This window comes from Colwellia maritima, assembly GCF_022669015.1.
GTDB lineage: Bacteria > Pseudomonadota > Gammaproteobacteria > Enterobacterales > Alteromonadaceae > Colwellia > Colwellia maritima.
This window is the reverse complement of record NZ_JAKKSL010000008.1, coordinates 1-18,057: the sequence shown is the minus strand read 5'-3', so window position 1 is coordinate 18,057 and position 18,057 is coordinate 1. Positions and strand designations below refer to the sequence as shown.

22 protein-coding genes and 2 pseudogenes are annotated in these 18,057 nt (G+C 41.9%); 16 read left to right on the top strand and 8 right to left on the bottom strand.

What is annotated here, in order from left to right; translation table 11 throughout:
* The first annotated feature begins 33 nt into the window (after positions 1–33).
* On the top strand, positions 34–555 hold the full coding sequence (locus L3081_RS25645) for an SDR family oxidoreductase (protein WP_242289542.1): 522 nt from the start codon (positions 34–36) through the stop codon (positions 553–555).
* 528 nt (positions 556–1,083) lie between these two features.
* Here the strand turns inward: L3081_RS25645 and L3081_RS29320 are convergent.
* On the bottom strand, positions 1,084–1,371 hold the full coding sequence (locus L3081_RS29320) for a transposase (RefSeq protein ID WP_420839795.1): 288 nt from the start codon (positions 1,369–1,371) through the stop codon (positions 1,084–1,086).
* A gap of 253 nt (positions 1,372–1,624) precedes the next feature.
* Positions 1,625–4,610, bottom strand: a pseudogene (locus tag L3081_RS25635) (Tn3-like element ISKox2 family transposase).
* A gap of 177 nt (positions 4,611–4,787) precedes the next feature.
* Between L3081_RS25635 and L3081_RS27680 the strand changes: the two are divergent.
* Together L3081_RS27680 and L3081_RS27675 are read left to right on the top strand one after the other, a co-directional pair.
* Complete coding sequence (locus tag L3081_RS27680) at positions 4,788–5,498, top strand: amidohydrolase family protein (protein ID WP_274620780.1); 711 nt, start codon at positions 4,788–4,790, stop codon at positions 5,496–5,498.
* Positions 5,452–6,372 carry an amidohydrolase gene (locus L3081_RS27675; protein ID WP_274620779.1) on the top strand — a complete coding sequence of 307 codons (921 nt, stop codon included), beginning with the start codon at positions 5,452–5,454 and terminating at the stop codon, positions 6,370–6,372. The genes L3081_RS27680 and L3081_RS27675 overlap by 47 nt, the downstream gene beginning before the upstream one ends.
* 216 nt (positions 6,373–6,588) lie before the next feature.
* Here L3081_RS27675 and L3081_RS25625 read toward each other — a convergent pair whose 3' ends face one another.
* The 5 genes from L3081_RS25625 to L3081_RS27665 all read right to left on the bottom strand — a co-directional run bounded on the left by L3081_RS25625 (position 6,589) and on the right by L3081_RS27665 (position 10,698).
* Positions 6,589–6,783 carry a hypothetical protein gene (locus L3081_RS25625; RefSeq protein ID WP_085300738.1) on the bottom strand — a complete coding sequence of 65 codons (195 nt, stop codon included), beginning with the start codon at positions 6,781–6,783 and terminating at the stop codon, positions 6,589–6,591.
* A 195-nt stretch (positions 6,784–6,978) separates the two neighbouring features.
* Positions 6,979–7,821: an AraC family transcriptional regulator gene (locus L3081_RS25620; protein WP_242289540.1), complete on the bottom strand. Its 843-nt coding sequence runs from the start codon at positions 7,819–7,821 to the stop codon at positions 6,979–6,981.
* Between the two features lie 26 nt (positions 7,822–7,847).
* Positions 7,848–8,027, bottom strand: coding sequence for a hypothetical protein (locus L3081_RS25615; protein ID WP_242289538.1), 180 nt, complete (start codon positions 8,025–8,027; stop codon positions 7,848–7,850).
* A 273-nt stretch (positions 8,028–8,300) separates the two neighbouring features.
* Positions 8,301–9,182, bottom strand: coding sequence for a TonB-dependent receptor domain-containing protein (locus tag L3081_RS27670; protein WP_274620778.1), 882 nt, complete (start codon positions 9,180–9,182; stop codon positions 8,301–8,303).
* A 10-nt stretch (positions 9,183–9,192) separates the two neighbouring features.
* On the bottom strand, positions 9,193–10,698 hold the full coding sequence (locus L3081_RS27665; RefSeq protein ID WP_274620777.1) for a TonB-dependent receptor: 1,506 nt from the start codon (positions 10,696–10,698) through the stop codon (positions 9,193–9,195).
* Between the two features lie 559 nt (positions 10,699–11,257).
* Here L3081_RS27665 and L3081_RS25605 point away from each other — a divergent pair.
* The 13 genes and pseudogenes from L3081_RS25605 (at position 11,258) to L3081_RS29305 (ending at position 17,525) form a co-directional block, all read left to right on the top strand.
* A complete protein-coding gene (locus L3081_RS25605; protein WP_242289536.1) occupies positions 11,258–12,496 on the top strand; it encodes a thiolase family protein in 1,239 nt (412 codons plus the stop codon).
* A 39-nt stretch (positions 12,497–12,535) separates the two neighbouring features.
* Positions 12,536–12,679, top strand: a complete 144-nt coding sequence (locus L3081_RS25600) for an acyl-CoA dehydrogenase family protein (protein ID WP_242289534.1) — start codon at positions 12,536–12,538, stop codon at positions 12,677–12,679.
* An 11-nt stretch (positions 12,680–12,690) separates the two neighbouring features.
* On the top strand, positions 12,691–12,813 hold the full coding sequence (locus L3081_RS25595; protein WP_242289532.1) for an acyl-CoA dehydrogenase family protein: 123 nt from the start codon (positions 12,691–12,693) through the stop codon (positions 12,811–12,813).
* 50 nt (positions 12,814–12,863) lie between these two features.
* Entirely contained in the window at positions 12,864–13,376 is a 513-nt protein-coding gene (locus L3081_RS27660) for an acyl-CoA dehydrogenase family protein (RefSeq protein WP_274620788.1), read from the top strand.
* A gap of 13 nt (positions 13,377–13,389) precedes the next feature.
* Positions 13,390–13,683 carry an acyl-CoA dehydrogenase family protein gene (locus L3081_RS27655; protein ID WP_274620776.1) on the top strand — a complete coding sequence of 98 codons (294 nt, stop codon included), beginning with the start codon at positions 13,390–13,392 and terminating at the stop codon, positions 13,681–13,683.
* Between the two features lie 66 nt (positions 13,684–13,749).
* Positions 13,750–14,526, top strand: a complete 777-nt coding sequence (locus tag L3081_RS25585) for an SDR family NAD(P)-dependent oxidoreductase (protein ID WP_242289529.1) — start codon at positions 13,750–13,752, stop codon at positions 14,524–14,526.
* A 12-nt stretch (positions 14,527–14,538) separates the two neighbouring features.
* Positions 14,539–14,987, top strand: a pseudogene (locus L3081_RS29315) (enoyl-CoA hydratase/isomerase family protein).
* Positions 14,926–15,318, top strand: a complete 393-nt coding sequence (locus L3081_RS29310) for an enoyl-CoA hydratase/isomerase family protein (RefSeq protein WP_420839794.1) — start codon at positions 14,926–14,928, stop codon at positions 15,316–15,318. The pseudogene L3081_RS29315 and the gene L3081_RS29310 overlap by 62 nt, the downstream one beginning before the upstream one ends.
* Before the next feature lie 67 nt (positions 15,319–15,385).
* A complete protein-coding gene (locus L3081_RS25575) occupies positions 15,386–15,589 on the top strand; it encodes a CoA transferase (RefSeq protein WP_242289526.1) in 204 nt (67 codons plus the stop codon).
* A complete protein-coding gene (locus L3081_RS25570; protein ID WP_338027508.1) occupies positions 15,574–16,218 on the top strand; it encodes a CoA transferase in 645 nt (214 codons plus the stop codon). The genes L3081_RS25575 and L3081_RS25570 overlap by 16 nt, the downstream gene beginning before the upstream one ends.
* On the top strand, positions 16,188–16,532 hold the full coding sequence (locus L3081_RS27650; protein ID WP_274620775.1) for a CoA transferase: 345 nt from the start codon (positions 16,188–16,190) through the stop codon (positions 16,530–16,532). The genes L3081_RS25570 and L3081_RS27650 overlap by 31 nt, the downstream gene beginning before the upstream one ends.
* A 41-nt stretch (positions 16,533–16,573) precedes the next feature.
* The gene (locus tag L3081_RS25565; protein ID WP_242289523.1) at positions 16,574–17,434 is read left to right on the top strand and encodes an aldehyde dehydrogenase family protein; all 861 of its coding nucleotides are present in this window, start codon (positions 16,574–16,576) and stop codon (positions 17,432–17,434) included.
* Positions 17,376–17,525, top strand: coding sequence for an aldehyde dehydrogenase family protein (locus L3081_RS29305; protein ID WP_420839793.1), 150 nt, complete (start codon positions 17,376–17,378; stop codon positions 17,523–17,525). The genes L3081_RS25565 and L3081_RS29305 overlap by 59 nt, the downstream gene beginning before the upstream one ends.
* Before the next feature lie 231 nt (positions 17,526–17,756).
* Here L3081_RS29305 and L3081_RS29450 read toward each other — a convergent pair.
* The coding region (locus tag L3081_RS29450) for a hypothetical protein (RefSeq protein ID WP_242289520.1) at positions 17,757–18,057 on the bottom strand (301 nt) is incomplete at its 5' end.

The following is an 18,057-nucleotide window of genomic DNA, read 5'->3' as shown; positions in this document are numbered from 1 at the left end:
TTGAAGCGCTTTTTGCTACTATACGCGAGCGCTTTGGAAGGCCGGGATGTGCTATTCAACAATGCCGGTACCGGCGCACCGCCAGTACCACTGGAAGACGTCAGCTTCGCCCACTGGCAAGCGACTATCGAGACCAACCTGACCGGCGCCTTTCTCTGCACCCGGCAGGCATTTCGTATCATGAAAAACCGACAACCAATGGGCGGTCGCATTATCAATAACGGTTCGATTTCTGCCCATGCGCCACGCCCCAACTCGGCACCCTATACCTCGACCAAACACGCCATGACCGGGCTGACCAAATCCACCTCTCTGGATGGCAGACGCTACAATATTGCCTGCGGACAGATAGACATTGGCAATGCGGCTACCGATATGGCTGCGCCCATGCAACGCGGCGTGCCACAGGCCAATGGTGAGATCGCCATTGAAGCGGTAATGAATGTGGAGCACGTAGCACAGGCAGTGGTCCAGATGGCCAGCTTGCCTCTGGAGAGCAATATCCAGTTCATGACCATCATGGCAACAAAGATGCCCTTTATCGGCCGCGGCTGAAGGTTGCCAGGAAAAAGGAAAAAGGAAAAAGTTGGTAATCCTGTTGATGGAGTAGTTACCAATCCATGGCTTGAATCAGAGTATAAGACGGATTAAAGCTATTTGCTACCCCCTGTGACAGCTGTCTTTATGACTAGATTGGTTTGTTGAAATATCGAATTGTGGGAGTGTTTTATGGCGTGTTAGTTTAGCATTTCATGCGTAGACAGGCCTTTGGTAAAGGACATGAGGAATTGAAGCGCGAATAGCCCCACCATTTACTAGTGTTTTTCTTTACTCTTGCAACAGTAAATGGAGCCTACGCCCCAAAATTGAAGTCACGTTGAATAGTGAAATCGTTTCCGTATTGTTCATCAGGTGGCGCACGCAAATGTGGCAACAGTTTTGTTTGTTTAGAAGTTGGGTACTTTTTATCTAAATGCTTCAGTATTTTTTGAATAATGTGGATATCTATTATGCAAGCGATGATGCTTACATTGTGTTTTTCACATTTTTCGCATTCAGTGATGTCAATATTGAATACTCGCCTTAAGCGGGGGCCCACGTCATTGCTCGCGCATGGTAAGGTTTATCCGAATGTCCGTCCTCTATATTGACGAGTCTAGGGCTGTTCTTACCGCGTTGTGATGCAGTGACTTGTGCACGAAGATTGCTGTTAGGGGCGAATACGCCGAAAAATCGGGTGAGGTTAAGTCTTGGCGGCGGAATGAGAGCGGCTAGTTTGCCAATAAAGTCGATAGGGTCAAAGAACACGTGTGTAGTACCATCTCTATAAGGCGTCTTCAATTCATAGCGCACCTTTCCATGGTCAGTCATACTTAAACGTTGCTCACTAATAGGCGGGGCGACTGATGTAGCGGCATAACCTTTCTAACTTATCTGGCTCATCGGCATTAGCGAAGACCCCTGCATGTAAGGAAAAGCCGGAGGTGTTAGCCAACTGACCATATTCACCGTCACTGCTTGCAGGGAGTGTATGTGGGGTTCTAGGGATTTTCCCCTCTAAAGTAACATAAATCGCCACAACCCTCGCAGTTAATGGCTTGTGGAGGCCGGGTTACCTTTCATTTTAGACTTCATTTTCAACAATAGGCCTAGTTATTTCCTGTAAATCAGGTAGTTTGCGGTTACTAGCGAACTGATAAGTGCCGCTCAGATTAATGTTCTGCCATGCAACGGGTGATACTTGTCGAGTTATTGCTGCTTTTTCCTCGTCACCAACTTCTTCAAAGTGCAGTAATAGATGACTTAGGATCATCGAGTTAAAGTAGATAATAGCATTTGCCGTCAAACGGGCACACTCGTTCCAGACGACTATTTCTGATTCGTTTTTTCCACGGAACTGGTCACGATTGACCGATGCAATAGCTCGCCTGAGGAAATGCCAGGCTTCGCCTCGGTTCAGTGCTCGTTGAACATATTGGCGCAGACTTGCATCATCAATATAATCAAGTAAATATTGGGCTTTGATGAGCCTATTATATTCCGTTAAAGCTTGTAATATAGGGTGTCCAGATGGATAACCAGATAATTTGCGTACTAGCAGTGCCTGTGTTGTGCGTTTTTCTTGAAGGGATAACACAATACGCTGAATATCCTGCCGGCCTTCTTCAATCACATTCATTTTTATCGGCTTTTTCAGCGCCAGATGCGTGTTTCCGTCGTCGCTTTCAGTTACGTTAAATAGGTCATTGATCACACTGGTGAACTGAGCATACCTAGGCGCAAAACTATAACCGCATAAATCCAATAAGGCATAATTAACATGATTAACACCATGGGTGTCGGTTGAGAGGACATCTGGCTTAAGATCACTAGTATTAGATTGTAGTAAGTCGTAAATATAATGGGACTCATGCTCATTAGATCCTATGATACGGGCATTTAACGCACTATGATTGGCAACTAACGTCATGGCCGTAATACCTTTGTTGGTGCCGAAGTATTTCGAGGAGTAGCGAGTTTTAAAAGTCTCAAGGTGAGTTTCAAATTTTTGCCCATCGGTACTGGCGTGCAGGACGTCTTCTTGGATGTGATAGTGGCGGAAAATAGGGAGTGCCGCTACTGCGTTATTGATGATATCACTAGCCTCTTGCAAGGTTTCAGGCCTAATATAATTAGCTTGTATAGTGCTTAGATGCTCATAACTGCGATCAGATATTTGTGCCATCCCATATACGCCGCGATGTGTCGCATTCGCAATTAGAATAGCCAATAAATCATCCTGATTGGCGCCTACTTGTTTTTGTATTGGCAGCACGTGTGCGAAGCATTGCATAAAGTTGGTTTCTTGTTCAACATAACGCAACACATCAGCAATACTGACGGGGATCATTTGTTTAAAGAAAGGGTTGTTGACAAGTGATTGGGAGCCTTTAACTGGCAGTCGCCATCGTGTGCCACTTCGGCTCTTCATGATCACATTGCGGTTATCACCATTATCAATGTGACGAGCAACATCTTCTAGGGATGTTGTTAAGCGTATTTGTTTTACTTGCAGTAGCTTCTGAATCGGCTGCTTTAGCTTTTCCAATGTTGATGATGCCAATAGATCAGGCTGTATTGACGATGCAATTAAGTCGTCTTCTAGCGCACGATATTTAGTGACGTTTGATAAGTAAATTCGACCATTAAGCCGAGAAGCCAGTTGACGGTAAAGCAACCATTCGTATCGCTGTGGATGAACAACATCCTTGTTAATTAACCATGGACGATGTTTTTGTTGGATAAGTGTACTATCCATTGTTTGCAATGTATTACCTGCTAATAGTTCTGTTTTTGTGGTTTTGAGTACGGGTCACTAATGCTTCTGAGCCTTTACCTGCTTGGCATTCAAGACATAGAAACACGGGCCTTAATAACTGCTCAATTAACCCGTTTTGATCATCATAATATTGCCATTGATATTCTTCTACCGTGCGTTTTTGCTTTTTTAAGTACAGGCATAGCGTTTCTATATCTTGGTTATTCATTACACTTAATGCTTGTTGCCTAACCGTTGCAAATGGTTGATTATCGTCGATACTGTCATCAACAAACAGATGCAGTAATTCTGCGGCTTTGGTGACATTGTCTGCAGCTGACCTCCATGAGTCAAACACTGCCTGTTGGGCAAACGCATGCGCAGCTTCTTGTTGTTTACGGATATGATGAATAAACCCATCAGCCAATCGCTCTAGGCTTTGCCGTATGCGTTGAGTCAGAAAACACAGCAACCATAGGTGTTGCTGTGGACGCTTAAAGCGTTTTAGTTTACTGCCATAATAATCCACCATTTCACCGAAGTGTTGTTGGTTTTTAGACGATAAGGCTAAGCCCTTAACAGCATTATCAATCTGTCTTGTATAAGGCTGTAACTGATGATACACCGTCAGTTCTTTTTTTAGCTCTGTCACCATAACGCTTTTTGCACCGGCTCGAAGGCGGCTTAAGGAGAGCCCATCTTTGTCATCGATAATAGTATTTAGAAATCCGTGTAGTTCAGATGAAACATGAATACGAAGCTTATTATTTAACGCCTTCTTGACCTGTTGGATAACACGACTGATAAGCTTTTGTAAGACAGTATATTTAGGGATGGCAATTCTATGCGTTGCTAGATATTCAGCGGCTGCATCGAATAGATAACGAGGCTCAAGCCAAGCTTTGCCGACCATAACAAGATGTTCGTACAGCGGCGCAAAGTGCAGACTTTCGTCCCATTTCTGATAGTTTAATAACCTCAGTATTCTTTGATATATACGGTCACGCTGCATCTTATTAATGCTGAAAGGCCTGATCCCTTTGCCTCCTTGAACTTGCGTTGAAATAAACTGCATATCGTCAAAGATGAGGTTAAAGCTAGGTGAAAGAATCACAGGCTTAGACTTAAAATACCCTAATAACGCAATGAAATAGCATCGGTGGTTCCTTAGGCGAATACTTTTCAACTCTGTTAACTCGATCTCGTTTGGCGTAAAATACAATCGTTGTTGTTCAAGTGATAATAGCGGCGGAGAATATAGATCAAGCTGCTCAGCTTTGGTAAGAATTGATAGTTCGTTTTTTATAGCCATAGGAATTAAATTAAGTTTAAGGGGTTGTTAACCTCATAATTTGCCATACTTTGGAGAAGTAACCCACCTTTGTATGCCTTTAAATATGGTGAGTATGGCGATTTATGTTACTTTAGAGGGGAAAATCCCTAGAACCCCAAAGACGGCCAATTTATTGCGGTGGGTAATCGAGAAACAATGACACCTCATATCGATCAGCATACTAAGGTTGTGGATCTGCAAGGTCGTTTTGCTATGCCTGGCTTATATGATATGCACACACATCCTGATCTAACGCTTGCTCCAGATTATTCAGGTTATTTAGATGTCGGGTTGGATAGCCCAACCCCTGAAGAAGTCAAACAAACGATAGTGGATTACGCCGAAGCCAAGCCTGATGAAGAATGGATTTACGGCCAGTACTTTGTTCATTTCACTTTTCGCCAAGCAGGCCTCAAAGCAGGTAAAGAATGGGCGGACAGTATTATCTCCGACCGTCCTATTGCCATTTTAGACCGATCTTGGGGTTCGATGATGGTGAATTCTAAAGCACTAGCACTAGCCAGAATAACCGCAGATACTCCTGATCCAGGTAACGGTTACATCGAACGTGACAGTATTACTGGCGAGCCTACTGGTATCTTAGTTGATGGTGCCTATGCACTTATTCATGGGGCTATGCCACCTACTCCTATGCACGCGTTGTTGCGCGCTTACCGCGAAGGCATGCAGTATCAGAGCAGTCGTGGCGTAGTAGCAACCAAGTATGTACATGTTTGTGAGCACCGTTTAAATGCGCTTAGCACGCTCGACAAAGCGGGTGAAATGACACTCCGTGTCGAAGCGGCTATCAGTTGGCAAGATGATATTTTCCCAGTTAAACGACAGCGGGAGCTTATCGGCCGGTGAACGCCATTATTATCGCAGTGCTCGCTTTAATGCTAACGCAGTTAAATTTCATTTCGATGGAGTGCACGAAACACAGTCTTCTTACTTGTCGACGCCTTGGCCCGGTGAAAGTACTTGGCGTGGTAGCCTGAATATGACCCCTGAGCATATTTGCGACATGGTGGTCGATTTGGATCGTAAAGGAATACGAGTGATTGCCCATTGTACTGGCGATGGTTCATCTGATCTATTTCTTGATGCGGTTGCAGAAGCCCGTCGACTTAATGGCCCTAATGGCATGCGTCATCAATGCGCCCACTCCACGCTATTAATGGAAGAGAATCTAGTGCGATTTAACGCCTTGGATGTCACCGCAGAATTTTCTCCTGTACTTTGGTACCCATCCGACTTTTCTTATGCTCGCACTAAGGCCGGTGAAGAGAGAATTAAAAACATCTATAACTTCAAAGGGGTTATTGATCTTGGTGGCAATGCAGTTATGGGTACAGATTGGCCTGTCGCTAATATCAATCCTTGGGTTGGTTTTGAAACCATGATCACCCGAAAAAACCCATGGGGTGAGCGCGAAGAAACCTTCTATGGTTCAACGATATCTATTGAGCAGGCTTTGCGTGTAATGACCATAAACGGAGCTTGGAGCATGGGTATAGATGACAAGGCCGGTAGTATTGAAGTGGGCAAGTCGGCTGATTTAATTGTATTAGATCGTAACCTTTTTGATTTAGAGCCTCAGGGTAATATGCACAATACTCAAGTAGATGTCACCTTAATAGAGGGCCAATTAGTTTGGGACAGGCTAGAGCAGTTTAAGGCCTGCGGTTTAACAGCTGTGTGGCACAAAGATGAAGTGCCAGAATTTTATGACAAGATGTAACCAATTCAATAATAAAATTTTCTTGTTGTTGATTTAAATAAAAATCAGTTAAAGGCACTGCATGTATTTGTGCCTTTAACTGTAAAACGTAATGGGGTTATGTGAATCTACTGAGTGGATTAGTGACTCACTGCCTAAGAGATAATGGGCCAAACCTTAATATTAGTGAAGTAGAAAGAAATACCCTAGTCAGCGCTTAAACAGCCCAGAAGTTAATTATAAATCCTCAATATAAATACATTTTAGTTCAAGATAATCATCAACTCCATATTGAGAACCTTCTCTGCTGAGGCCTGACTCTTTAACGCCACCTAAAGGTATGACTTCACTGATGATAGCGACCTCATAAGCCGAGCAGTCAAGAACTAAGCCAGAAATCCTATCTCGGTTTGTGCCCCGATATAACTTCAATTGTCTACATAATAGTCAATACTACAACTGTAGACATGCACTCATTTTGTACGAATATCGCCCCCAAAACGAGATATACAAATTAAAACTGTTTTTCTTTAGTCAACTGTTGATTTACGAATACAACCTAATGTTGCACACATGAAGGTGGCAACTTTTGTAACTATCAGTATTTTCTAATCCCAATACTGGGAGTTACTTACTATTTTCCTGACGGTAACTCTGTGGATTTTTACCTGACCACTTGTGAAAACTATGAATAAAAGATGAAGCATCACACAGGTTAAGCTTGTAGGCAATTTCTTCTACTGTTAATTTTGTTGTGGTTAAATAATGAGCAGCTAACTTATAACGGTAGTCATCTTTAAGCTGTTGAAAGGCGGTACCTTCAAAAATCAGTTTTCTATGTAGCGTACGTGTTGAAAGATTGAGTTTTTTTGCTACTTCTTCTTTATTTGGCAGCTCATTCATTGACATTGACATTGACATAAACAGATGTTGCACCTTACCCGCATAAGTGACATTGTCTGCTAAATGCAGCTTAATAAGTTGCATTGGGTTTTGAAAATAATGTGCAACCTGATCATATTTTGCATTTATCGATGAGTGTAGATGAAGTTCATCAAATTCAAAGCCTAAGAAATCAGAATTATAAACTAATTTGTTGTTATAAAGCAGTTTGTATTCTTCGCCATAAGAAGGTTTGCCATGGGGTACAAATGTTTTGTAAATATGGATACGTTTATTAATTAACATACAAACTAGTCGGTAAAAGACCATGATATAAATTTCAGCGATAATCCCCTGCTTTATAGTCGGGATAAAATCGATATAAATACATAATGTCGCTTTTCCCCCTCTTCGTTTTAATTGAAGTTTTAATGGCCCAAGGGTCAAGTTGTAAAATTCTTCAATAGTGGTCAATGCACTCAGCAAGTTTTTAGCGTGGCAACCCAATTTGCATGCAAATAAGGTTGTGCCCTTAGCTAATGGTGATGTCGCGGTATGCAGTAGTTCATCATTAGTTTGATCATACAAAAAAAAGAACGCATCTTCCAAATACTTTAAAGGTAACCTTGAGCGCTGTTCTCGCTCTTTTTTTTCAAACCAATGTGACTATCCAGTGTTTGCACGGGTATGTCATGACAGGCCGCTATTTTTTCAAACTCCACTAGCGTTTGAAAAGGCATAGTGATCTCTTTTTCCATAAACAAATCAGAATTATTAGTTAATTTAATATTCATTGTGGCACATTATTTAATTAAAAGAGACAATAACTATTTCAAGGGTCGCACAACACAATTTTACGCCAATCGTGCGCACCTTATTTATACGTTAAAAAAAGTAGTTTTCTTCACTGATGAGAGCCTTGATTTAACGCTGATATAATCTGTATCGGTTTTAATCTTAACCAGTGCATGCACTGGTCAGTCATTTTCAAGTAAATTAAACACAGTACAATAAAGAACTAAATTTTTAAAAGGCCTGCTTGTCTTACACAAGCAGGCTTTGTTGAGTTAAAAGCTGTAACCAAACTCAAGGTTAATCATACGTGCCTTTTTATGCATACCATTGGCATAGGCCCCTGTGTTCAGCGGGATCTTAGCGATGTATATTTCATAATCTTTATCAAGGAGGTTAGTGACCGTTAGTGCTACATGCCAGTCACTGTCTTCTGGTGTCAGTTTTAAACGGTAATCAACTAGGGCATAACCATCTTGAAGAAAACCCTGTTCGTTACTAGAGTCTATTGTATGTTCAGACTTGTAATTCACAATTAACGTGTTAGACATTTCATAGCTACCCATAACGTCATTCAGATGCTCTACTGCCACAACAGCTTTAAACTCTGGCACCCAAGCTAGGTTGTCTCCAGACCAGTCACACAAGCCATCTTCGTTCGCTTCACCTTCATATACTTCAGTTAAACTACAGGCAGCGCCCTCAAACTTGTCATAGTAAAAATCTAAATACTCAGCATTGGCTGTAATGCTTAGGTCATCGGTAGCTTGCCAAATAAACTCTACATCAATACCTTTTTGTATAGCCTTACCCGCATTACCAACGTTGAATCCGATAGAACCATTGAAAATGGAGGTCTGCAAGTCATCATAAGTGCCATAGAACACGCCAACATTCAAACGCATATCATCCCAGTCAGACTTAAAGCCGATTTCGTACGCGGTAACCTGTTCATCTTCAAATTGGGTATCTTCCGGAGTACCGGCACTTGGACCAGGCGAAGTACCCGGCGGTGATGCAGATGAAGGACCTTCATACAGAGTATCGAAACCACCGACCTTGGCACCGTCAGCAAAATTAACATAGCCCATAAAGGTATCTGTGAAGAAGTAACTTGCGGCGGCTTGTACCATAGTGTGACTTTCTTCGCGCTTCATGTTCTCAAACTCATGCGGCGCACCTACCGATTTCAAAGCGCCCCAATAACTCAGCAAAGGCCGGAGTCAAGCCCGCATAAGGGTGACCATCAGGGAAAGCAGGACGAGTATCTACCGTTCCATCGATATTAAGAAGAGTTAACCCTTGTGTAGCGGTTTTTTCGATATCGCTATACCGCACACCTAAGGTCAATGAAAGTTTGTCTGTTGCCTGATAGTCTACTTGAGCAAAAATCGCGCTTTGTTCTGTTTTTTGTTCAAGATAATTTGAACGAGTAAAGTTTGGCACACCTAGTTGAGTTAAATGAAAATCAACGTCAAAGCCGGTATTGAAATCAGCATCTTGATAGTAGAGCCCACCCATCAAATTAATTTGCTCATTAACTATCATATCAAAGCGAAGCTCTTGCGAAAACTGTTCATAATCTTCAGGAACATCAGATGACATGATATCTTCGGGTGTCATATCAATATCTAAGGTATGAAAATAGTCATAACCACTTTGAGCTGTAATAGAGGTAATAGTCGTATTATCACTGATATTCCATACTATTTCTAACATGGTCTCGTCACTTTCATTTTTATTCCCTGACGGACCGTTATTGAAAATGGAATCGTCATTACCAGTATTCAATTCGCCCGTGCCAATTCCAAATGGTGCCAATGGCGAGTTTTCAACGTCAGTGAAATCCGGATTAACATGACGATAAATGGCCAGTGACTCACCGAACTTCTCAAATGTAGCTTGCTCATGACGTAAGTATAGGCTCAGATCATTATGTGGCTGCCAAACTGCGCCGATACGAAAGGCCGAATCTTCGAAATAAAGCTCATCTTTCCCCGTGTAGTTATTAAACGCCGCACCTTTGTTCTGATCACGCCACTTACCGGCAATACGCAGAGCAAACTCATCCGTTACCGGGATATTGAGCCCACCCAAGATCTGAGCTTCTTCATACTCAGTTTCATACTTAACCGTGAATTCGCCATTTAGATCATCACCGACATCAGGTCGATTAGTGATCATACTTAAGGCACCACCAATCGAGCTATTACCGTACAATGTAAGTTGCGGTCCTTTCAGTACTTCGACACGTTGCATATCAAAGAAACCGGCGCGTTGCTGATTCATTCGGCCACGGTAAACGCCATCTACGTAGGTGCCGACAGACTGCTCAAATGACTGGTTATCGCCTGACGATACACCACGCAGTGAGAGTCGACTGTGGTTAGCCAGTTGCGGCTGTTCCAAACCAGGTACGTATTTAGATAAGTCTTCAACAGTGTGCACCCCCATAGCTTGAATGTTCTCACCGGTAACAGCATTTATGCTACTTGGCACGGTCTGCACAGATTCAATACGCTTACGTGCTGTGACTTCAATAACTTCAAGTGCAGAACCTTTTGCCTTAACATCCTTTGCTTCTTCTTGAGCTAAACTGGCAAATGAAGTCGATCCCAACACTATGCACAATACCTTGGCGATTGGTGTTTTTGGAAAATCTTTAATGTTCATAATGTATTACCTACTTTAAATTCGTTATATTGGACTAAAAAATTAGTTACAATTTATAATTATTGTCATTACAAGTTAGCAAATATTGATAAATACAATAGTGTTAATATAGGCCATCATGTGAACAATTAAGGCCCAATTTTACATGTAGGATTTTGAATGGTTTTTCACAAAGACATCAACTGATCTAAAGCTAAATAGTCTAATAGCACGAGCAGTTTCGAGTGTTCACGGTTTGTTTACTATAAGAAAAATTGGTAATTATTCCGGCTTCAAGAAATTTCTTAAATTAGCAGCAATCATCTTGTACTTCTTTTATTTATCTCAAAATAATCTACAAAATAGAACTGTGATAACCAATAAGCACTCCTAATTTAAAACAACGAGTGATTATTTAAATATGCTCAGTTCATTAGTTTATAAACTTCAGACCGTAAAATTGACACTTTATAGTTGTAATTTTAAGCCAAACTATCGAATCCATTGACACATTACCCCATGAGATTATTTAAATTGAGATGCTAGCCTTTTAGCAAGTCAAAATTAAGGGTCACTTGGAATGTCAAATATATATATAGTCGGTGTCGGAATGACACCATTTGGTCGTCATATCGAACGCAGTATGGAAAGTCTATGTGATGAAGCATTAGACGCAGCGATAAAAGATCTTGGTTGTGAAAAATCAGATATCGGTACCGCTTTTTATTCAGGAACCACTCAAGGTCATCTTCAAGGACAAACCTTTATCCCTGGTCAAGTCTATCTAAGCAAAATTGGTATACAAGGCATTCCTGTATTTAATGTTGAGAATGGCTGTACCGCTGGCTCTTCTGGTTTTCATCTCGCTGTTCAAATGTTAAAAGCGGGAAGCTGTGATGTGGCATTAGCCATTGGCGCTGAAAAAATGAACATTACTGATAAAGCAAGAATGTTTTCTGTTTTTGACGGCGCTTGGGATTTATCTGAACCCGATGCAAATTTAGCAAGGTTGTTAGCTCCTGCAAAAGATTTTGTTGTGCCAGAAGGTCATGAGTCTGACCGTCCTTATAGCGTATTTATGTCTGTATATGCCGCATTTGCTCGTGCTCATATGCATAAGTATGGTACCACTCAACGCCAAATAGCGGCTGTTTCAGCAAAAAACCACCAACATTCTACGCACAATCCTCTGTCTCAATTTCAACAAGCCTATTCGATTGAAGAAGTATTGAATGCGCCACCTATTACTTACCCACTGACATTACCCATGTGTGCGCCAATTTCTGATGGTGCAGCTGCAGTAATCGTTTGTAACGAAGATGGGCTTAAACGCATTGGCTCTGACAAAAATCGCGCCATCAAAGTGTTAGCGACAGTTACTCGAAGTGCAACTGATCGCTCTTATTCAAATCCTGAGTTACATTGCGCTCATTTATGTGCAATGGAAGCCTATGAGCAAGCAGGCGTTGGTCCTCAAGATATGGATGTCTCGGAAGTACACGATGCAACAGCTATGGGTGAAATACTGCATGCAGAAAATCTTGGACTAGTGCCTTTCGGTGAAGCAGGTCCGGCAGCTGAGCGAGGTGACTTTAGCATTGGTGGACGTATACCAATCAACACGTCTGGTGGTCTTGAATCTAAGGGACATCCGTTAGGTGCTACCGGTTTAGGTCAACTTCACGAGTTGGTCACTCAATTACGCGGTGAAGGTGGTGTCCGTCAAGTTGAAGGAGCAAGACACGCTGTTCATGAAAACAGTGGTGGTCTAGTTGGTATAGAAGAAGGTGCCGTAGCAGTCAATATACTCGCAAAATAAGTACGGAACTAAATAAAAAATAAAATTGAGGAGAAGACAGTGAGCTTTTTAATGACAGAAGAACAAAAAATGGCTACCGAAGGCCTGCGTAAATTTCTTAACAAAGAAATCAAGCCACAGCTTGAAGCACATGGTGAAGGTCATTTCAGCAAAGAACAGCTGCAAGGCTGCACCAAAGTTTAGCCGAATTCGGTTTGGTTTGTGCGCCACACCCTGAAGAGTTTGGCGGCCTAGGCATGGATTGGGTAACACATTTATTGTTATGGGAAGAAGTTGCTGTCGTTTCCTTAGATTTGGCTATGCCCGACCCTCATTAATGTAGTCGGTGCCGATTTGTTGATTAATAACGCTCCCGAACATATTCGTGATGAATATGTTCACTGGATTATTGAGTGGCGAAAAATTTATCGCCGTTGGTATATCTGAGCCAGATGTTGGCTCCGACGTTGCAGCTGTGAAAACACGTGCGGTACGAGACGGCAATGATTGGGTACTTAATGGTGAGAAAACCTGGATTTCCAATGGTGAACACATGGATCTATTCGTTTGTACCTGTAAAACAGGTGAAGGGGAATTGACCCATATAGCGATCCCTGCAGGAACACCGGGAATGGAGGTACGTGGCATTCCTAAAATGGCGCTCAACAGCCAGTCTACTTCGCAAATTTTTCTGGCAGATGTGCGTGTGCCTATCGCTAACACCGTGGGAAGTATTGGCGATGGTTTAAAAAACACACTGGTAACTTTTGAACGCGCTCGTTGTCATATGGCAGCGTGGGGTTACTCATTGGGTCGTCGAGCATTAGAAGAGTCAATTAAATATTCACAAGAGCGTACTCAACACGGTAAACAAATAGGCTGGACATCAATTAATTGCTGAAAAAATTGCCACTATGGCAACCCAAATCGATGCAGCAAGGCTATTAACATTGCGTGCCGGCGATATGATCGATAAAGGTATTCGTTGTGACGTAGAGTGTTCAATGGCCAAATGGTACGGCACGGAAATTGGTGTTAACACCACACGTCAAGCGGTGCAAATACATGGCGGTAACGGTGTTACTAAAGAGTTTGTTGTGGAACGTTTAGCTCGTGAAGCCATTATTGGCCCTATTCCTGATGGCACGACTGAAATTCAGAAGCTACTGATTGCACGTATGCTGACAGGGGTTCAAGCCTTTAGATAATTGATTAACATTAAAAAAGGCTAGAGTTTTACTCTTACTTTAACAAATATCGAAGAGAATATATAAATGAATTTACAAAATAAAGTTGTCGTGATCACAGGTGGTGCATCTGGTTTAGGCCGTGCAACGGCAGAATATATGGTGACTGAAAAAGGTGCGAAAGTAGCTTTATTAGATTTAAACGCTGAAGCCGGTGCCGAAGTTATAACATTGCTCGGTGAAAATAATGCAATATTTTGTCAAACCGATGTCACCGGCGAAAAAAGTATCGATGCAGCCGTTGCCGATATCGTGGCTAAATTTGATGCTATCCATGTAAACATTAACGCCGCAGGTGTGCCATTGCCATGTAAAATTTTGGATAAGGAAGGCAAAGCAAGCAGCCTTAAAAAATACGCCATGGTACTTAACGTAAACCTTAATGGCGTATTTAATGTCATGGCAAAATGTGCCGAGCAAATGGCGAAAAACGAACCCGATGAAAAAGGTGAGCGAGGTGTTGTTATCAACATTTCTTCTGGTGCTGCCTTTGAAGGTCAAATTGGCCAATCAGCTTATTCTAGTTCTAAAGCAGGAGTAAATGGCATGAATATACCCGCTGCTCGTGAATTAGGTAAGTATGGTATTCGCGTCAATTCTATCGCTCCAGGCCTATTTGGCACACCTATGATTAAATCACTAGACGAGAAAGTACAAGTCGCACTCACTGCTATGTGCCAAGCCCCACAACGTATGGGTGACATGGCAGAATTTGCCCACACATGTGCTTATCTTGCGGAAAATGCCTATGTAAATGGTCGTTGTTTACGTCTTGATGCTGCAACAGTCATGCAGGCACGCTAAGAGGAGAATAACATGTCAGAATTATTAGTAGAAACAAGAGGTCAATCAGAAATTTGGTTAATACTTAATCGACCAAAGGCGTTTAACTCACTCACACGCACTATTTTGGACGATTTAGCAATCGCTTTAACCGATTTTGAACAAGACGATAACATTCGCGTTGTAGTACTCGCCGCCACCGACTGCCCTGCTTTTTGTGCAGGAGCTGATTTAAAGCAAGTACTTGAAAAAGCAGAGCCAGGTGAAAAAGATTTTTTAATGCAATGCCGTACTAGTTTTGGGGCCCTACGCAACTGCTCGAAACCCGTAATAGCCGCAATAAACGGCATGACCATGGCGGCGGTTTAGAACTTACTATGTGTTGTGACATTGTCATTGCATCAAACAAGGCAACATTGGGTGACGCCCACTCAAATTTTGGTGTATTCCCCGGTCTTGGGTGGCGCGGCAATATTGCCTAAATTAGTACCTGTCAACGTCGCTAAATATTTATTATTTACAGGCAAATCATTACCGGCAAGCGAAATGAAGCAATACGGACTGGTTAACGAAATTGTAGAGCATGAGCAACTGTACTCTCGTGTTCAAGAACTTTGTGACGACCTAGCAGAAAAAAGCCCATTAGTGCTGCAACGTATGAAAAAAATAGCGAATCAAGCGCAGGATCAAACTCGACAATCAGCGCTAGATTCTGAACTCCTCGAATTACGTGAACATTTCTTATCTGCTGACATTCAAGAAGGGTTAGCGGCATTTTCAGAAAAACGCAAACCTGTATTTATTGGTAATTAGTAGCAATGTTTAAGCTGAATTTAAAAAGTAAATTTCGGACTTTTAAAAAAATAATAGGTTAAAGATTATGAGTGCATTGCAAGGTATTAAAGTAATAGAAATAGCCGGCATAGGTCCAGGACCTATCGCTAGCATGATGCTAGCAGACTTGGGTGCTGAAGTGATTTTAATTGAACGTAAAACCGATAACCCAAATGCTCGCCTGGCCTTTTTAACTCAAACAAAACAGAGTTTTTTAAACGAGGAAAACAATCAATTGCTCTTGATTTAAAACAACCAGAAGCAATCCAACTAGTGTTATCACTCGTTGAACAAGCCGATATGTTTATTGAAGGTTTTCGTCCTGGCGTAATAGAGCGCTTAGGTTTGGGACCAGAAGTGTGTTTAGCACGTAATAAAAAAATGATCTATGGTCGAATGACTGGTTGGGGACAGCATGGCCCCTTAGCTCAAGCCGCAGGCCACGACATAAATTATGCCTCCATTTCTGGTGTATTAGCTTACAGCGGTTTTGCTAACGATAAACCATTCCCTCCTGCCACTATTATTGGTGATGTTGGCGGCGGTTCGTTGCATTTAGTCATGGGCATGCTAGCTGCCTATATTCATGTACTTAGCACCGGTGAAGGACAAGTGATAGACGCTGCAATTTGCGATGGCAATGTGTACATGCAGACTTTACTAACCAGTTTGTATGCCAATGGCTTAGTCGGAGAACAACGTGGCGGTGATTTTTTAACTGGTGCCTCTCCTTGGGCTAATACCTACCAATGTGCTGATGATAAATATATAACGGTTCAGGCTCTAGAGCCTAATTTTTACAAAGAATTTATTACGCTTATTTATTTGCTGACGATCTTAATTTTTCAATGCAATACGATAAATCATTATGGCCTTTAGCAATAACCAAATTAACGAAATACTTTAAATCTCAACCACAAGTGCATTGGAATAATATTTTTGAAGGTACTGATGCATGTTATGCCCCAGTAATGTCGCTCAAAGAAGCGGTTGAACATCCACATAATGTGGCTCGACATAATTTTGTCGTCGAGAATGATTTAATTCAACCTGCACCGGCACCGAAATTGAATAAGACGCCATCACAAGTAGGGAAAATACCAAAATTTGGTGAACATACAGAGCAGATTTTAGCTCAGTTGAACTTATCTGATGAACAATACGCTAAACTTAAGGCTATGGCGGTTGTTTAAATTACATACAAATATTAATTACTAAAACAGAGGTGGAAGCTATGTCTTTACAACAAGAACTCCATTATGGCCATTTTATCGATGGGCAAGATTATTTAGGGCATACGCCTGAATCAATTGACGTAATCAACCCGACAAATGGTGAAGTTTATGCAACCATGTCTATGGGGGACAAGGGTGATGTCGATGCTGCAGTAGCTGCAGCAAAGCGGGCATTTAATCAACCTTCATGGCGTGAAATGAGTAACAATGACCGTGGAGACTTGTTATTCAAATGTGGTCAGGTGATTGGGGCTCATGCTGAAGAGTTAATGTTTATCGAATCACGAGATTCTGGCGGTACCATCCGCCGTGCAGCCGGTATGGACATCCCTATTGTAATCGATTTAATCGGCTACTATGCTGATTTAATAAAAACGACTAATAATATAGTTGATTTACCCACTAAGCCTCTACCTGAAGCGGGTCACGCACAAGTTTGGCAAGAACCCATCGGTGTCTGTGCATTAATTACGCCTTGGAACTTTCCTATTTTTATTGCTGTAGCAAAAATAATACCGGCCCTTGCCGCAGGAAACACCGTTGTAATTAAACCTTCTGAATATACACCGGCAAGCACAACTCATTTGGTGCAACTACTGTCAGACGTTTTACCTAAAGGTGTTCTAAACATAGTAAATGGTGACGGTGCTAGTGTAGGTGAAGCGCTTACTACTCACCCAGACGTTGGAAAAGTATCTTTTACTGGCTCTACCTGTGTTGGCAAACATATTCAAAAAATGGCTACTGAAAGTTGCAAACTTGTGGGTTTGGAGTTGGGTGGCAAAGGCCCAAAGAATAGTTATGAAAGATGCAGATCTCGACCTTGCAGCATATGGTATAACCTTTGGCGGCTTATTTAATTCAGGCCAAGCGTGTGAATCTGGTACACGCATTTTAGTTCACGAAGCCATTCATGATCAATTAATGGAAAAAACTTGCAGCAGTATGTGACACCTTAGTGGTAGGTAACCCGTTAGATCCAAAGAACATCTATAGTCTGATTGCCAATAAAAATCAATACGACCGCATCATGGGGAGCATTGATTGACAAGCAACAAGGTTTAACTTTTGTTTGTGGTGGTGAGCCGATTAAGCCCAAGGGATTTGAGGGGGTATTATGTTCAACCAACCAGCAATCACAGATGTTAAAAATGATATGGACATTGGTCATGCAAGAAATATTTAATCGCGTTTAGTGTAATTAAATTTAGCATGAACAACAGGCGATTGAAATTGCCAATGAAACCTCATATGGCTTATCGGCAGGAGTATGGAGTGATGATTTAGTTCATGCTCAAAAAATTGCCAAGCAATTACAAGCAGGATCAATCTGGTAAACGACTGGCACATGCTGCGCTCAGATGCACCCTTGGTGGTTACAAGAATAGTATAGGTCGCAACTTGTACGCCGGGCTTACAAGCTTTTATGCAAACCAAGACGATTGGCGGTATCAATGAACGTGATCCACGTAATAAAATGATG

Bases quoted from the DNA above. Each gene is read 5' to 3' on its own strand.
- L3081_RS29320 (WP_420839795.1), bottom strand. From the start codon at position 1,371: ATGACTGACCATGGAAAGGTGCGCTATGAATTGAAGACGCCTTATAGA.
- L3081_RS27670 (WP_274620778.1), bottom strand. From the start codon at position 9,182: ATGAAGCGCGAAGAAAGTCACACTATGGTACAAGCCGCCGCAAGTTAC.
- L3081_RS25585 (WP_242289529.1), top strand. From the start codon at position 13,750: ATGAATTTACAAAATAAAGTTGTCGTGATCACAGGTGGTGCATCTGGT.
- L3081_RS25605 (WP_242289536.1), top strand. From the start codon at position 11,258: ATGTCAAATATATATATAGTCGGTGTCGGAATGACACCATTTGGTCGT.
- L3081_RS25565 (WP_242289523.1), top strand. From the start codon at position 16,574: ATGTCTTTACAACAAGAACTCCATTATGGCCATTTTATCGATGGGCAA.
- L3081_RS27665 (WP_274620777.1), bottom strand. From the start codon at position 10,698: ATGAACATTAAAGATTTTCCAAAAACACCAATCGCCAAGGTATTGTGC.
- L3081_RS27650 (WP_274620775.1), top strand. From the start codon at position 16,188: ATGCAATACGATAAATCATTATGGCCTTTAGCAATAACCAAATTAACG.
- L3081_RS25575 (WP_242289526.1), top strand. From the start codon at position 15,386: ATGAGTGCATTGCAAGGTATTAAAGTAATAGAAATAGCCGGCATAGGT.
- L3081_RS29305 (WP_420839793.1), top strand. From the start codon at position 17,376: ATGAAAGATGCAGATCTCGACCTTGCAGCATATGGTATAACCTTTGGC.
- L3081_RS25615 (WP_242289538.1), bottom strand. From the start codon at position 8,027: ATGAATATTAAATTAACTAATAATTCTGATTTGTTTATGGAAAAAGAG.
- L3081_RS27655 (WP_274620776.1), top strand. From the start codon at position 13,390: ATGGCAACCCAAATCGATGCAGCAAGGCTATTAACATTGCGTGCCGGC.
- L3081_RS27680 (WP_274620780.1), top strand. From the start codon at position 4,788: ATGACACCTCATATCGATCAGCATACTAAGGTTGTGGATCTGCAAGGT.
- L3081_RS27675 (WP_274620779.1), top strand. From the start codon at position 5,452: ATGATATTTTCCCAGTTAAACGACAGCGGGAGCTTATCGGCCGGTGAA.
- L3081_RS27660 (WP_274620788.1), top strand. From the start codon at position 12,864: ATGAATATGTTCACTGGATTATTGAGTGGCGAAAAATTTATCGCCGTT.